General features: G+C 59.3%; 13 protein-coding genes. 5 read left to right on the top strand and 8 right to left on the bottom strand.

What is annotated here, in order from left to right; genetic code table 11:
* Positions 1-56 precede the first annotated feature (56 nt).
* Entirely contained in the window at positions 57-239 is a 183-nt protein-coding gene (locus tag Q0L62_RS04200; protein WP_296676866.1) for a hypothetical protein, read from the bottom strand.
* Between the two features lie 95 nt (positions 240-334).
* The gene (locus tag Q0L62_RS04195; RefSeq protein ID WP_296676864.1) at positions 335-922 is read right to left on the bottom strand and encodes a Crp/Fnr family transcriptional regulator; all 588 of its coding nucleotides are present in this window, start codon (positions 920-922) and stop codon (positions 335-337) included.
* Between the two features lie 245 nt (positions 923-1,167).
* Between Q0L62_RS04195 and Q0L62_RS04190 the strand changes: the two genes are divergently transcribed.
* Positions 1,168-1,587 carry a CBS domain-containing protein gene (locus Q0L62_RS04190; RefSeq protein ID WP_296676861.1) on the top strand — a complete coding sequence of 140 codons (420 nt, stop codon included), beginning with the start codon at positions 1,168-1,170 and terminating at the stop codon, positions 1,585-1,587.
* Positions 1,588-1,840: 253 nt separating this feature from the next.
* A complete protein-coding gene (locus Q0L62_RS04185) occupies positions 1,841-2,524 on the top strand; it encodes a hypothetical protein (protein WP_296676859.1) in 684 nt (227 codons plus the stop codon).
* On the opposite strand, the gene mgtA is transcribed toward Q0L62_RS04185, so the two are convergent.
* Positions 2,472-5,054 (bottom strand): magnesium-translocating P-type ATPase, encoded by a 2,583-nt coding sequence (gene mgtA / locus Q0L62_RS04180; protein WP_296676856.1) that lies wholly within the window; start codon positions 5,052-5,054, stop codon positions 2,472-2,474. The genes Q0L62_RS04185 and mgtA overlap by 53 nt on opposite strands.
* A 215-nt stretch (positions 5,055-5,269) precedes the next feature.
* On the opposite strand from mgtA, the gene Q0L62_RS04175 reads away from it, so the two are divergent.
* Complete coding sequence (locus Q0L62_RS04175; RefSeq protein WP_296676854.1) at positions 5,270-5,749, top strand: host attachment family protein; 480 nt, start codon at positions 5,270-5,272, stop codon at positions 5,747-5,749.
* 63 nt (positions 5,750-5,812) lie between these two features.
* Here the strand turns inward: Q0L62_RS04175 and Q0L62_RS04170 are convergent, their stop codons facing one another.
* Positions 5,813-6,889, bottom strand: coding sequence for an AI-2E family transporter (locus tag Q0L62_RS04170; protein ID WP_296676851.1), 1,077 nt, complete (start codon positions 6,887-6,889; stop codon positions 5,813-5,815).
* 124 nt (positions 6,890-7,013) lie between these two features.
* On the opposite strand from Q0L62_RS04170, the gene Q0L62_RS04165 reads away from it, so the two are divergent.
* Positions 7,014-9,578 carry a cation-translocating P-type ATPase gene (locus tag Q0L62_RS04165; RefSeq protein WP_296676848.1) on the top strand — a complete coding sequence of 855 codons (2,565 nt, stop codon included), beginning with the start codon at positions 7,014-7,016 and terminating at the stop codon, positions 9,576-9,578.
* Between the two features lies 1 nt (position 9,579).
* Here Q0L62_RS04165 and Q0L62_RS04160 read toward each other — a convergent pair whose 3' ends face one another.
* Positions 9,580-10,722: a L,D-transpeptidase family protein gene (locus Q0L62_RS04160; protein WP_296676845.1), complete on the bottom strand. Its 1,143-nt coding sequence runs from the start codon at positions 10,720-10,722 to the stop codon at positions 9,580-9,582.
* Between the two features lie 73 nt (positions 10,723-10,795).
* On the opposite strand from Q0L62_RS04160, the gene Q0L62_RS04155 reads away from it, so the two are divergent.
* A complete protein-coding gene (locus Q0L62_RS04155; RefSeq protein ID WP_296676841.1) occupies positions 10,796-11,395 on the top strand; it encodes a murein L,D-transpeptidase catalytic domain family protein in 600 nt (199 codons plus the stop codon).
* Positions 11,396-11,402: 7 nt separating this feature from the next.
* Here the strand turns inward: Q0L62_RS04155 and Q0L62_RS04150 are convergent, their stop codons facing one another.
* Genes Q0L62_RS04150 through Q0L62_RS04140 form a run of 3 tightly spaced genes read right to left on the bottom strand, consistent with a single transcriptional unit; the run spans position 11,403 to position 14,049 of the window.
* Positions 11,403-12,071: a phosphoribosyltransferase gene (locus tag Q0L62_RS04150; protein WP_296676839.1), complete on the bottom strand. Its 669-nt coding sequence runs from the start codon at positions 12,069-12,071 to the stop codon at positions 11,403-11,405.
* The gene (locus tag Q0L62_RS04145) at positions 12,068-12,727 is read right to left on the bottom strand and encodes an alpha/beta hydrolase (RefSeq protein WP_296676836.1); all 660 of its coding nucleotides are present in this window, start codon (positions 12,725-12,727) and stop codon (positions 12,068-12,070) included. Before Q0L62_RS04145 ends, Q0L62_RS04150 begins: the two co-directional genes overlap by 4 nt.
* Positions 12,724-14,049, bottom strand: a complete 1,326-nt coding sequence (locus tag Q0L62_RS04140) for an erythromycin esterase family protein (RefSeq protein ID WP_296676833.1) — start codon at positions 14,047-14,049, stop codon at positions 12,724-12,726. Before Q0L62_RS04140 ends, Q0L62_RS04145 begins: the two co-directional genes overlap by 4 nt.
* Positions 14,050-14,105 lie beyond the last annotated feature (56 nt).

Below are 14,105 nucleotides of genomic sequence, written 5' to 3'. Positions count from 1 at the left end.
AGTTCGGCCAAAAAAATCGCCCCGTGTTGATCGGCGTCAAACCGTCATCCCCAAGCTCATGGCACAAGCAATTCGAGAGCAGCGCTGCGACCCAGCTGCTCTGGTTTCTCCACAGAAACCCCCCACTTTCCGGCGGCGACGCTCGCCGCCGGAGTTTTTTGTTGTGCGCGGCGAACGCCCAGCACCGGAACGGACTGCGAAATTGTAATAATTGCTGGCGCGAAGATTTTGGCGGTCACAGTCACAGCCCGTTCGGCGTGAAGGAGACGCGCGACAAGGGTGTTCGCCGCCTGCCTTTCAGATTCAGCCTGGCTGTGCGCCGCTTAAGAGCCCGTCAGATTGCCGCGCCACTTGCAATTGCCTGAAGCCGGGCTGGCGCGCGGATCAGCATCCGGTCGCGGCGCGGCATTGAAATTACGCCGGCCTCGCGTAGCTGGCGAAATCCGCGGCAAACAGTTTCGGGCGTTGTCGCGAGGTAGGCAGCGATGTCGAGCTGGGTCAGCGGAAAGTCCAGCTGTCCGTCGATCTGCGGAAGACGGTCAACAATCGAGACAAGGAAGGCGCAGATCCTGACCAGCACACCGTTGCGTCCGATTATGATTCCGCGCCGAAAGATCGGGTCCTGTTCAGCACAGATCGAGGGCAGCAGCCTGCCCTCGTCGCGGCAGCTGGTAATCAACGCCTCGTTCCAGCGGTGCCGCGAATGACGGACATAGTGAAGGCTGGTCACTGCCTCGGCAGTAAAGCGATAGGTGTGCGCGACGGGAAGGCCGATCTGATCCCCGGCAAAAAAGAAGGCGGTCACCTGGCGCTCGCCATCTGGCGAAATGCTCACACCCCTGGCAATTCCGTCGCGCAGCTCATAAACGTGTTCGCAGGCATCGCCTTCAAGGAACAGCACTTCTCCCGCATCCGCGGGCATGGCAATCGCTAGCGATTGAATCGGCGACCGGGACGCTGGACTGTACATGGTGGCTCCGTTCACGAGATGGCTTCGTACTGCCGAGGCTAAGCTTCCCGATGAGCGGCAATACTGTGTTTTCTACCTATGCGGAATCTACGTAGCCGGTCCTTTTTGCTGCCAACCAACTCGGGCGCTTGACGATGCTCAAGGCAGCAATGGCCGACACCGCCTATTGCGGTCGTTCCCGAGCATGGAGGTTTGCCATGAAAGTCAAAGACGTCATGCACAAAGGTGCAAGCTGGACCAATCCCGAAGCGCCGCTTGCCGATCTGGCCGAGCGAATGCAGAAAGAGGATATCGGCGCCATCCCTGTTGGCGAAAATGACCGACTTATCGGCATGGTCACCGATCGCGACATTGCCGTGCGGGGCCTTAGCGGCCGGGATGATCCGCTGCAGCTGACGGCTCGCGAAGTGATGAGCAAGCCAATCTTCTTTTGCAATGCCAACGAAGATATCGAGGATGCGGTTCGGATTATGGAGCGCAACAAGGTTCGCCGCCTGCCAGTGATTGATGAAAACCGGCGCATGGTCGGTATGCTCAGCCTAGGCGATGTGGCCAGCAAGGCCGCGCCGTCGCTGTGCAGCGAAACTTTGCGGGCAGTTTCCGCACATCACACTTGAAAGGCGTCAACAAGCAGGCGCGCCCATACGCGATGCTCAAACCGTCAGATGGTGGGTCGCCAACTGCCAGTCGAAGCAACAACATCCCGAGACTGCGTAGCTGAACAGCGAAGACCCGTCTGACTATGCCCGCAGTGATTGGCGTCTGGTGCTTTGCCGAAAGGCAAACAGGCTGCACCGGGCGCTGCGGGCAGGACGCATAGTGCACGCTTTGTCCAGCCGCAGCGACGAGGCGACCGGACGATCAGCATAGATGGAAATGGTCATGTTGAAATGGATCATTCTGGCTCTGATTATCAGCGTGCTAATCGGAACGTTGGCAGTAACGATTTTTGTACAGCGTGAGGCGCCGTTTCGCAGCGATAGCCTTGGCGCCAAAGGCGTCAAGCGCGCCCTAATCCTTTACCACCCTAGCCGCGACGCGCAGTTTTCGGATGATCTGACCCTTGCTATTGCGCGCGGATTCGAAGATGCCGGGTTGTCTGTGGACCGCCAGACCATGACCAAAGATACTCCGGTCAAACCCAGGAACTATGCGATCATAGCAATCGTATCGAACACCTTCTTCTGGCAGCCGGATTGGCCTACCATGCGCTATCTGAACAGGTCGGACCTTAACGGTGTGCCGACAATCGGAATCATGGCTGGCGGCGGAGCGACAGAACGGGCCCGGCAGAAATTGATCAAGGCGCTGGTCCGCAGCGGTGCGGATTTGCGCGATACGCGATCACTTTGGGTATCAAAGCCGAACGACGACATGCGGCTGCATGAAAACAACCGGGCGGTCGCTGGCGATATTGCCCGCAGTTTTGCGTTCAACGCGGCCCGGCGGGTGATCGCGCAGGGCCAGGTTGCCAGTCAAGCCGGTCAGCCGGGGTCGGCGATCAGCGGCGTTGCCATAGAAAACGGTAATACACACGCTTCACCCCTTCACTGACGGCCAGGTAGGCAGTCAGTACAAAGCCGATGGCAACAAATGTTGCCGGAGCCAAAGACACGAAGCCGAACAATCTGGCCACCGCGCCGGAATAGGGAAGGGCACAGGCAATCACTGCGACGGCCACGCTGAGCCCAGTCAACAACAATGCCGGCCGGCTTGAAAAACAGCTTCGGCGCGTTCGAAGCACGAAGACAATGCCCAGTTCTGTCAAAAGCGAAAGCGTGAACCAGGTCGTCTGGAAAGTCTGGGCATCGGCATTCAGCACAAAGTGCAGAAATACGAAGGCAGCAAGATCGAACGCGGTGCTGAGCAGCCCGAATACGATCATGAAGCGAGTGATCTCACCAATGTCCCAGCGTTGGGCGGACAGCACATTTTCAGCATCGACATGGTCTCCGGCAATCGCGACAGCCGGTATGTCCGAAAGAAAATTGTTAAACAGGATCTGCTTGGCAAGCAGCGGCAGGAACGGCAGCCAGAGCGTGGCGATGGCCATGCTGATCATGTTGCCGAAATTGGCGCTGATCGTGATCGAAACATACTTCATCGTGTTGGCAAAGGTCCTGCGGCCGTCCTCTACGCCTTGGCGGATGACGTGCAGATCACGGCGCAAAAGCACAAAATCCGCGCTTTCGCGCGCAACATCGACAGCGCTTTCTACGGTGATTCCGACATCGGCCGATGCCAGTGCGGGAGCATCATTGATGCCGTCGCCAAGGTAGCCAACCACGTGCCCGTTGCGCTGCAACGTGATAACCAGCCGTTCTTTTTGCTGCGGTGAAATCTCGGCAAAGACGGTCGCTTTTTCCGCTGCCCGGGCAAGTGCGGAATCATCCAGTTCGGCTATGGCATCGCCGGTCAGCACCAGGATGCCGGCCAGTCCGACCTTGCGCGCAACATAGGTTGCAACGTACCGGTTATCGCCGCTTATCATTCGCGTCTCGATGCCGATTTGGGCAAGCTCGCGCAGCGCTTTACGCGCTCCGCGTTTGATCGGGTCTACAAACAACAGGAAGCCGGCGAAGGCGAAATGCTCCTCCGCAACTGTGTCGGGGGCCTGCCCTTGTGATAGTATGCGGCGCGCCAATCCCAGCACACGAAACCCGTCTTCGCCTTTCTGCCGGTAAAAGTCCTGAAGCTGCCTGCGGCGACTGTGTCGGAGGCGCGCGATGCCATCGCACATTTCGATCCGGTCACAGATGGCAAGAATGCTGTCGAATGCACCTTTGGCAATTGCGCAGTACGTTCCAGTAAGACTCTCGCGGACAATTACCATCGATCGCTTGCGCTCAAAATCATAAGGCACCGCGCGCAGCAGTTCCCAGTGGCTGCTGTCCAAGCCAGCCGCCCCAGCCGACCGGATGATGGCCTCATCAAGCGGGTTGGCACCCTTGCGCTGATGGTCTGCATTGATCAAAGCCGCTTCGATGATTGCCGGCGCAATGATGCCTTCAGGCGTCAGCGCGGCGCTGAGCGCGATTGATCCGTGCGTCAGCGTGCCAGTCTTGTCGGTGCACAGGATATCAACGCTGCCCAGGTCCTCAATCGCCTGGAGGCGCCGGACGATCACGCCGTGCGCTGCCATTTCACGCGCACCGGCAGCCAGCGTTACGCTGACTATTGCCGGCAGAAGCTCTGGTGAAAGCCCGACTGCAAGCGCCACGGTAAAAAGCAGCGAATCGACCAAAGGCCGCGCAGCGACCAGATTGGCGACCAATACCAGCACGCTCACCGCAACCATGATCTTGACCAGCAAGTAACCGAAATCCGAGATGCCGCGGGCGAACTCAGTTTGTTGCAGTGCCTCGCCAAGTTCGCCGGCAATAAAACCGATCTGGGTCCGGGAACCCGTTACCAAGGCGATCATGGTTGCCGTGCCGCTTCGAACAGATGTGCCCATGAACAGAGCGGAAGACCGGTCTGAGCAGGCCTGCGTCCATGCGTGCTTTTCAATCGGCAGGGATTCGCCGGTGAGCGCAGCTTCGCTCACAAAAAGCGTGTTGCTTTCCAGAATGATCCCATCCGCCGGGATTATGCTGCCTGGTGCCAGGAAAATCCGGTCACCCTGTACGATCTGATCGAAAATCACTCTGGCCAGGGCGCCGTCGCGCCACACCTGGGCCTTAAGCGAGAGGCCTGCCGCAAGTTCGGCAATCGCGCGTGATGCTTTGGCTTCCTGCGCCATGCCAAGCAGGGCGCTACCCGTGATGATCGCAAGAATGATCGACGCGTCGATCCATTCGCCAAGAACGAAAGCGATGCAGGCTCCGATGACAAGGACGATCACCAACGCGTTCGACAGCTGACTTAACAGAAGCCGGAAAATACCAGATTGGCCGGACTTTCCGATCCGGTTCGCTCCATCGCGCTCTAATCGTGCGTTGGCTTCGGTGCTGGTCAGTCCAGTCGTGCCGAAAGGTCGAGCCCCGGCAAGCTCTGGCGATCCATTTTCCCAGAAAGCAGCAGTTACTGCCGTTCGCGTGACACTATCCTTCCGCGCGCGATCTTTGCCATGTTTGAGCGCCAATCCGGCGCGCCAGCCGATCCGTAAGGTTACCTAGAGCGCCGCTTGATTACCGGCCTATTGTAAGGCGATCCGCGGTGAAAATTACGGAGCGTGACAATAAGTTCGACCGGCCCCGTGGTTTTCGACAGGACGCTGCACACTACGCATATCTGGCCAGAACGGATCATTGCCGGACCGGATTGACCCTGATCGCAACAAGAGAAAAGGCGAAACCTATGAAACTGGCAAAAGGAACGATCGTGATCGTTGCAGATGGTGCGCGGATGATGCTGCTCCGCAACGATGGCAACGCGGTCAACCCAGATCTCAAGGTGATCGGTCAGGACTCCCTGAAAAATCCGCCCAATCGCGAACAGCTTTCCGACGCGCCCGGGATCAGCTTTTCCAGCCAGGGCCCAGAGCGCAGTGCCTATGAGCAGCCGGATCGGCATCAGGAACGTGAAGACAAGTTTGCCGCCGCCGTCACCCAGGTGCTGATACAGGCCGCCAGGGACAATGATGCAGATCTGGTCGTGGTTGCGCCAGCCGGCTCTCTCGGTGTCATGCGCCAGCATTACGACGCGGCCATCAAGGAACGGCTGATTGCTGAAATCGACAAGGATTACACCGGGCTTCCGGTTGATGAAATCACCGGCCTGCTAGTTCGGCACGAGCCTCGCGCGGCTTACACCCGGTTCCCCGTACCGACGGACTGACAGGCACCATCGCTTAGCGCGATCTTGCCGCGAAGAAACCGCCACGCTTTGGTACAGGGATCATCAAATCGCGGGCGCTTGCGTTTTGCCTTGTTGTGCAATGGGTATTCGATCCATGCGACTGCGCCATATTTCCAGCAGACATTGAGAGGCGGCCAGGACAATCGGCCCAAGAACGATTCCGTGCGCCCCGAAAACCACCAAGCCGCCGACGATGGCAATGAACGCCATGATCGAATGCTGGGCCAGCCGCCGGCCAACCAAGACAGGATAGACAATGTTGTCCACCAACCCGACTACCAGCGTACCCCACAGCGCAAGCGTAACTGCCGGGACATATTGCCCCGCGAATGCAAGGGCCAGACTGGTGGGCAACCAGATTACGAATGCACCCAGGAAGGGCACGATTGCTAGCAGCCCCATGATAACTCCCCAGAATACCGGTGACGGCAAATCGAGCCACCAAAACATCAACCCGCCCAGAAACCCTTGCAAAGCTGACACCGTGGCAAGACCATAAACAGACGCGATGACTGTTTCGCGCAGACGGGTTCGGACCATAGCAAACTCGGTGTCCGATAGTGGCAGCACCCTTTCTATTGCCCGGATTGCGGTGTTCCGATCGCGCAGCAGGTAAAACAGAAAATAGAACGTAAGCAGCAGCGTAACAGCCCCTGACAGTGATCCTTGCACCAGGCTGGCTACCCATTGTGTGAACTGCGTGTTCAACGATTGCATCATCTTCGGCAGGTCCAGATGAGCAGCGATCCATGTCATTGCCGGATAAATTTCAGGGTAATCGCGAGTAAGGCCAGGCCAATTTTCAGTCGACAGAAGTGCATGCAGCAAGCTGGTGCTTTCCACCGCCTTGTTCAGCAGCGCTCCGACAATAAAAAGCACTGGAGCAACCACGATTACCGCTGCCAGAACCATCGCCAGCGACGCAGAAAGCGTAGGCTTGCCAAACTTGCGGCGCAGCCGTGCTTCAATCGGGGCGAACAGCATCGCCAGCGTTATTGCCCAGACCAGAGCGGGCAGGAAAGGGCGCGTCATATAAAAACAGATAATGAACCCCAGAATAAGGGCTGCGGTCAGCAGGATCATTTCATTACGTTGCGGCAGTGGGCGGTGCTGGATCATCGGGAGGCGTTCCAATTTGGTCCAGGATCATGCGAACGGGACCACCCGTTACCTTAGTCTTACGGCGCCGAACCTGATTGACCCATGTCATTTTACCAATGCCGAATGCCTGTAGAGTGCCCGCATGGCCGCCCAAGACGCACTCGCAGCCCTGACAGGACTGACCGAAGCGGATGCGCGGGCGCGACTAGCTAGCGATGGATTCAACGAACTCCCCACTGCATCCCGGCGCGGCGTAATTGTGTTCATACTCGACGTCCTTCGCGAACCGATGCTGTTGTTGTTGCTGGTAGCAGGAGGCATCTATCTGGTGCTGGGCGAACTTAGTGACGCGCTGGTCCTGCTTGTCTTTGCGGGGCTGTCGATCGTCATAACCATAGTGCAGGGCAGACGGACCGAGCGGGCAATCGACGTCCTGCGCGATTCTGCAGCGCCGCTCGCACTTGTCATCCGCGGCAATGCAAGGCGGCGGATTCCAGCCCGTGAATTGGTCTGCGGCGATCTGCTGGTGATTGCCGAAGGTGACCGTATCGCGGCGGACGGCTGGATCGTCACAACTGGAGGGTTGCAGACGGACGAAGCGACGCTGACTGGCGAATCGATCGCCGTTGTCAAACGCGCGCGAACGCAGGACGATTCCCTTGAACCCCCGCTGCCGGGTGGCGACGGTCTGCCCTATGTGTTTTCCGGATCGCTCGTGGTGCGCGGCCATGCGATCATCCTGGTCGATGCGATCGGCATGCGCACCCGGATTGGTGTTATCGGTCAATCACTTGCTGCACTGGATACGCAGTCGCCACGCCTAACTTCGCAGACACGTCGCCTGGTCGGTTGGTTTGCCCTGATTGGATTAGGTGTCAGCGTGCTGGCGACGATCCTGTTCGGTGTTTTGCGGGGCAGCTGGATCGATGCCCTGCTAGCCGGGATTGCCTTGGCGATGTCGATGCTGCCCGAAGAACTGCCCGTGGTGCTGACGGTCTTTATGACCATGGGCGCATTACGAATGGCGCGGGTGCGGGTGCTGGCACGACGCGGGTCGGCCATCGAATCGCTCGGTGCGGCAACCGTATTGTGTACTGACAAGACCGGCACGTTGACTCAAAACCGAATGGAGATTGCCGAGTTGCGCTTGCCCGGCGGCAACGTTTTTGCTCCCGGCAGTCAGGCTTCCTTCGATCTGCCACCAGCCTTTGCCGATCTTGCCGGTCTGGGCCTGCTTGCCTGCGACGAGCAGCCCTTCGATCCGATGGAGAAGGCTTTTCATGAGCTGAGCGCACAAAACCGCGGCGAAAACATGAAGTGGCGCCAGCACTGCGGCTGGACGATGCGCCGTCAATATGGGTTGAGCGCAGATCTGCTCGCTGTCACGCATGTCTGGGCCATGGCGGGAAAACCCTTTTTGGTCGCGGCCAAGGGCGCTCCCGAAGCAATCGGGCAACTTTGCGGAATGACCGAGCAATCATACGCCGCGATGGAACGGTGCGTTGGGCAAATGGCGGCCAGCGGCATGCGTGTTTTGGGCATTGCCGAAGCAAGGTGGCCGGGCCTGACACTACCTTCAAGCCAGCAGCAATTCGCTTTCAGGTTTCGCGGCCTGGCAGGCCTGGCCGATCCGATCCGTCCAAGCGTGCCCGATGCGGTGCAGCGCCTGCAGACGGCGGGAATAAGGGTGGCAATGATTACCGGAGATTATCCGGTCACAGCCCGGGCCATCGCGGCGCAAGCCGGCATCGGCGAGGGCGAAGTCATGACGGGACAACAGCTTGCTGCGCTTGATGATGCAGGCCTTGCGGAAAGTGTGCAGAAGATAGCAGTCTTTGCGCGCATCATGCCTGAGCAAAAACTGCGGATCGTCAAGGCTTTAAAGGCCGCTGGCGAGATTGTCGCGATGACCGGTGATGGCGTGAACGATGCTCCCTCACTCAAGGCTGCTCATATCGGCGTAGCCATGGGCCAGCGCGGTACCGACGTTGCTCGCGAGGCGGCGTCGGTCGTGCTGATGGATGATGACTTTGGCGCAATTCCCGATGCAATTCGGCTGGGCCGCCGAATTTATGACAACGTTCGCAAGGCGATGATTTTCATATTTGCCGTTCACATTCCGATCGGCGGATTGGCATTGGCTCCGCTGCTGGCCGGATGGCCGATCATTCTTGGTCCCGCGCATATCGCCTTGATCGAAATGGTAATCGATCCTGTTTGCGCGGTCGCTTTTGAAGCGGAACCTGAAGAGAATGACATTATGCGCCGTAAGCCGCGTGATCCCGCGGCACCCCTGTTCCCGCGTCGTCTCCTGCTGTGGTCGGCCCTCCAAGGGACGGTGACGATCGCGCTGCTAGTCGGCCTAGTGATATGGACGCACGGCCAATCCGCCATGACTGAGCCCCAAATGCGCTCGATCGCGTTCACCGGATTGGTTGCGGCAGTGCTGGTTCTTGTTGCGACGGACCTGACCTACGGCGGAGCGGCAGCCTCATCGGCTATGTGGCGCAATCTGCCACTTCTGGTCATAACCGCTTTGGTCGCGCTGGTGTTCATTGTGCTTTTTTGCGCACCCGGGTTTGCCCGGCTGTTTCGCTTTGCCCCATTTGGATGGCAAGGGTCGGCAGCGATCATCACGATGGTCCTTATCCTGGCCATCGTGCTGGCCAGTCTCAAATTGCGATACCGCAAGGCGATGTCTCTCTGAACTATGCCCCGCAGGCCCGGCTGGGATTGGACATGAAACCGACCTGCGCATCGCGCCCATAGATGTCAGGATGGTAGGCTACCGAACCGTCCGCACCGGCGGTAGCGGTGAAGTATGTGACATAGACAGGCAAGCTGGACGCAAGCGCGACGTCGGTTGTGGTGCGTGTTGCCACGATAAGGTCAATCTGTTCGCGCGTCATGACGCCCGTTAGCAATGTCGCGGCGAACCCCAGCGCATTGCCCGTACGGATGCATCCGTGACTGAACGCCCGGGTTTGGCGCTCGAAAAGGTTTTTGCTTGGCGTGTCATGCATATAGACGTTGAACGGATTGGCCATTGCCAGCTTCATCGAACCAAGTGCATTGCCCGGACCAGGGCGCTGCCGATAACTGCCACCTGCCCATACATAGCCGCGTTTACGCGCCAGCGACGGATTGCGGCGTACAAACGAACCGACGCTCTCTCGCACAATGCTTTGCGGAACGAACCACCACGGATTGAGCGTGACACCGGTAATAGTCGCGGCGAATACAGGCGTCGGCGTAGCTTGCTTGCCGACTATCACTGGCCAGATTCCCACCTTTGTGGCATTGCGCCAAAGCTGGACCTCGAAAGCGGCGGCATTGACCAGCACATTATCGGGGCCGAGCGATCGCGGCATCCACCGCCACCTTTCCAGGTTGCGGGCCAATGTCAGCTTCCGGGTCTGATCCCCTTCATTTTCGTAAGCCGCGCGCAGCACGGCATAGTCGGGATGGCGCGGACGAAGCCCCGCGAAAAACGCGTCAAGGCTGTTAGAGGCGAGCGCCCGGGTTAGCATGGCTGAAAGATCGAGTGACGTGTCGGTATCTGCGATCGTCCAGCCGTTCCGCTGTGCAGCCGTAGCGCATCCGAGCAGGTGAAGGCGTGCCAGACCAAGGGCGAGATCATTTGCGGCTTTATCAGTGGCGGCGGTGTCGCTGTTCGCAGTTGCACGGTCCAGCGATTTGCTATCCAGCAGCGGCAGAGCGTCCTGCGGTGCAGCAGCGATCCAATGCCTGAGACTGGCCAATTGTCCCGGCGTCCATCGGGACACCGACGCAGTAACGGGTGCAGAGTAAGCGATCAGGGCTATCGCAAGCAGGCAACGCTTCATCCACATTTTTGTCCACCGCCTTTGCATATCAGGACGCCTAACTTACATCCGTGTCAAAGCTATTCGGGAAACACATCGAATGAACTTCAGCAGGCGCCGGTTTATCGGTGTCGTTGCTGCTGGCACAGCAGGTTTGGCCGCACCGCCGGGTTTCGCGGAGATCAAGATCGGCGAAAGGCCAGGACTGCTGCCGCGTGCAATGGATGCCCTTCAAACGCATAACTCGCGGATCGCCCACCGCGATATCGTTGGCATGGTCGATTTCAGTATGGCTTCGGACCAGCCGCGGTTCCATCTTGTCGATATCGCTGGCGGCCGAATAATGGATACCATTCTTGTCGCGCACGGCTGCGGTTCGGACCCAGCAAATGTCGGCATGGTCGAACGCTTTTCCAATCTTCCCGGTTCGAACGCTTCGTGCAACGGCAGTTTTGTGACCGGTGATATCTATTTTGGCAAACACGGCAGGTCGCAGCGCCTGATCGGCCTCGATCAGTCGAATGATGAGGCGGACAGTCGGGGCATCGTCATTCATGCGGCAAGCTACGTCAACAACGCTATTGCGAAGACGCAAGGCCGGGTTGGCAGGAGCCAGGGGTGCTTTGCCGTGTCGCAAACGGACATCGGCGAGATGATGGAACGACTTGGACCAGGAAGGCTGCTGTTTGCCTGGAAATAGGCGGCAATCAGTCACCCGATACCATTGCCTTGGCCGCTGAAAGGAGGCGAATGACTTCATCATCTTCAGTCTGCGTGAAATCGTCATAGTGCGCGCCGACTGCAAAGAACGGCTGCGGGGCTGACAGGCAAACGAGATCGTCGCACAAAGCGCGCAGTTCGGGCAGCGCTTCGCGCGGAGCGACCGGGATGGCCAGAACTATCCGTGCCGGATTTGTCATGGAAATCGCCTTTAGCGCCGCCTTGACTGTCCCGCCGGTGGCGATGCCATCATCGACAACGACTACGGTGCGGCCGAACAGCGGCTCGGCAGGGCCCGTTCGATAAACTGCGCGCCTGCGTTCGATCTCGGCAAGCTGCTGGGAGACTTGCCGTTCGATATAGGCCCTGTCTGCACCCACCATTCGGGCAGCCGGTTCGTCGATGACCACTTGCGGCGAAGCGCCATCGACCAATGCTCCTATCCCGTATTCACTATGTCCCGGCGCTCCGATTTTGCGCACCATCAGGATATCAAGCGGCGCGCCGAGCGCACGGGCAACTTCAAACGCCACCGGCACTCCGCCGCGCGGCAGGGCCAGCACCACTGCATCCCCCAGGCCCAAGGGCTTCAAAGCAGCAGCAAGCCGCCGCCCGGCGTCGCGGCGGTTGGCAAATCGGGCGCTCAAGCCGGTCATAGCTGGCTTCCCGCATGCTTTAGGAACCAGTTCCTCGCCAAGCTGACTACCACGTCAAGCGTTCCGGCCTCCTCGAAAAGATGCCCTGCGCCAGGGACGATGACTAACGAGCATTCGCATTGCATGGCGTCCCGCGCCGCGACATTTAATTCGATGACCAATTTATCGTGCTCGCCGACGATAAGCAGAGTCGGCGCGGTCACCCGCGCCAGCGCATCGCCTCCGGCCAGATCGGGCCGCCCGCCGCGCGATACTATGCCGGCAACGTGCGGATCGCCCGCCGCCGCCCGAAGCGCCGCGCCGCCGCCTGTGCTGGCGCCGAAATAGCAGAGCGGCAACCCGGCGGTTTGCGGCTGAACAGACGCCCATTGCGCCGCCCGCTTCAGCCGAGAGGCAAGCAGGCCGATGTCAAAGACGTTACGCCGGTCCAGTTCTTCCTGGGGCGAAAGCAGATCGAGAAGCAATGTCGCCAGTCCTGCTTCGCGGAGTTGCTGCGCGACGTAGGTGTTACGCGGGCTTCGCCTGCTGCTGCCGCTGCCATGGGCAAAGATGACAATGCCTTGTGCATTATCCGGAATGCCAAGAACTGCGTTGAGCGGCGGTGAACCGGCAATGGCCAGATCGCGTAAGGGGGGATCGGAAAGCGGCAAACTCATAGCCCGAACGGCCACGTTTCCGGCGCGCCGTGCGGGCGCTCAATGCCAAGCGGGGTGACCGCACGAGTCTCTTCAAACCAGACATAAGCATCGAATTGATCGGCAATGACCGCTTCGAAATAGTGGCTCGCCAGCTCGGACTGCGGTCGGTAGATTACCCCGATCGCACGTTCGAGCAAAGTCTGGGAGACAAGGCTTCCCAAATCGCGCCGTTTGGTCCCTCGCCAGTCGGTCAGAGAGCGGGCATAGCCGGTGTGCCGGAATGCTGCTTCCCAGCTATCATCACGAGCTGGCTGCACTTTCATCACCTGCATCGTTCCACCCCAGTCCGATGCCGCTGCAACGGTGCCGCGATCGGTGCCGAAGCCGATCAGCACCGCCTGATCCCCATAGCTGCGGCGGGTAAGCTCGCCGATATTGAACTCTCCGTTCCAACCCATTGCGGTCGCGGCCGCATTGCCGATGTGCGAATTATGCGCCCAGACTATCGCGCGGGCATCGGCATGATGTGCCATCAGGGCTTGAAGCGTATCGAACATATGCCGATCGCGCAGATTCCAGCTAGCCGCCGATCCGCGGTACATGGCGCGGTAGTAGCGTTCAGCAGCGAGGACGATGCGCGCGTTATGCTCGGCATCGAAAAAGGTTTCGCCATCATCGGCGATCCATTGCATGCGCTTTTCCAGCAACGCGCCGAGCTGCGCAACCACGGCAGCTTCGCACCCGGCCAGCTCTCCGAACTCTACTGCACGTCCATAGGTCTGGGGGTCGTCCTGCCACGGCAAGAGGCAGCCGTAACGTTCGCGCGCCAATGCGGCCGCGCGCAGATCATGCGTGTCAAGATAGGCGGTAACGGCATGGATGGATTCGCCCAATGAATAGACATCAAGTCCGCGAATGCTGACCCGTTCTGCACCTGGCAGTGCCGCATTCCACCCGTTCAGCCAGTCAGCAAAGGCAAGCACTTCTTCGTTTCGCCACATCCAGGTGGGGAACCGCACGAAGGCCTGACCCTTGCGCGGGCGCGGGGCGTTATGACGGACATAGTCGTCAATGCGCGCAATGTCTGGCCAATCGCCTTCCACTGCAACGATGGAGAAGCCGTGCTGTTCGATCAGGCGCCGTGTGATGGCCGCACGGGCGGTATAGAACTCGTGCGTGCCATGTGTTGCTTCGCCCAGCAGGACGATGCGGGCGTCTCCGAAGCGGTCAAAGAACTTACCGAACCCGGGATCGTCGGGATTGGGCAAAAGCTCGGCTGCAGCGCGTAAATTGCGGGAGAGATCGGCATCCTGAATGCGGATGCGCTTGTGGACCGTCACGGGGCTGGACCTTTTGTTCGATAGGACCTGCGGATTGTCGGCTTGTCATCGCGGAT

The sequence above is a fragment of the Novosphingobium sp. genome (assembly GCF_024642085.1).
Lineage (GTDB): Bacteria > Pseudomonadota > Alphaproteobacteria > Sphingomonadales > Sphingomonadaceae > Novosphingobium.
This window is presented reverse-complemented; position numbering and strand designations above follow the sequence as displayed.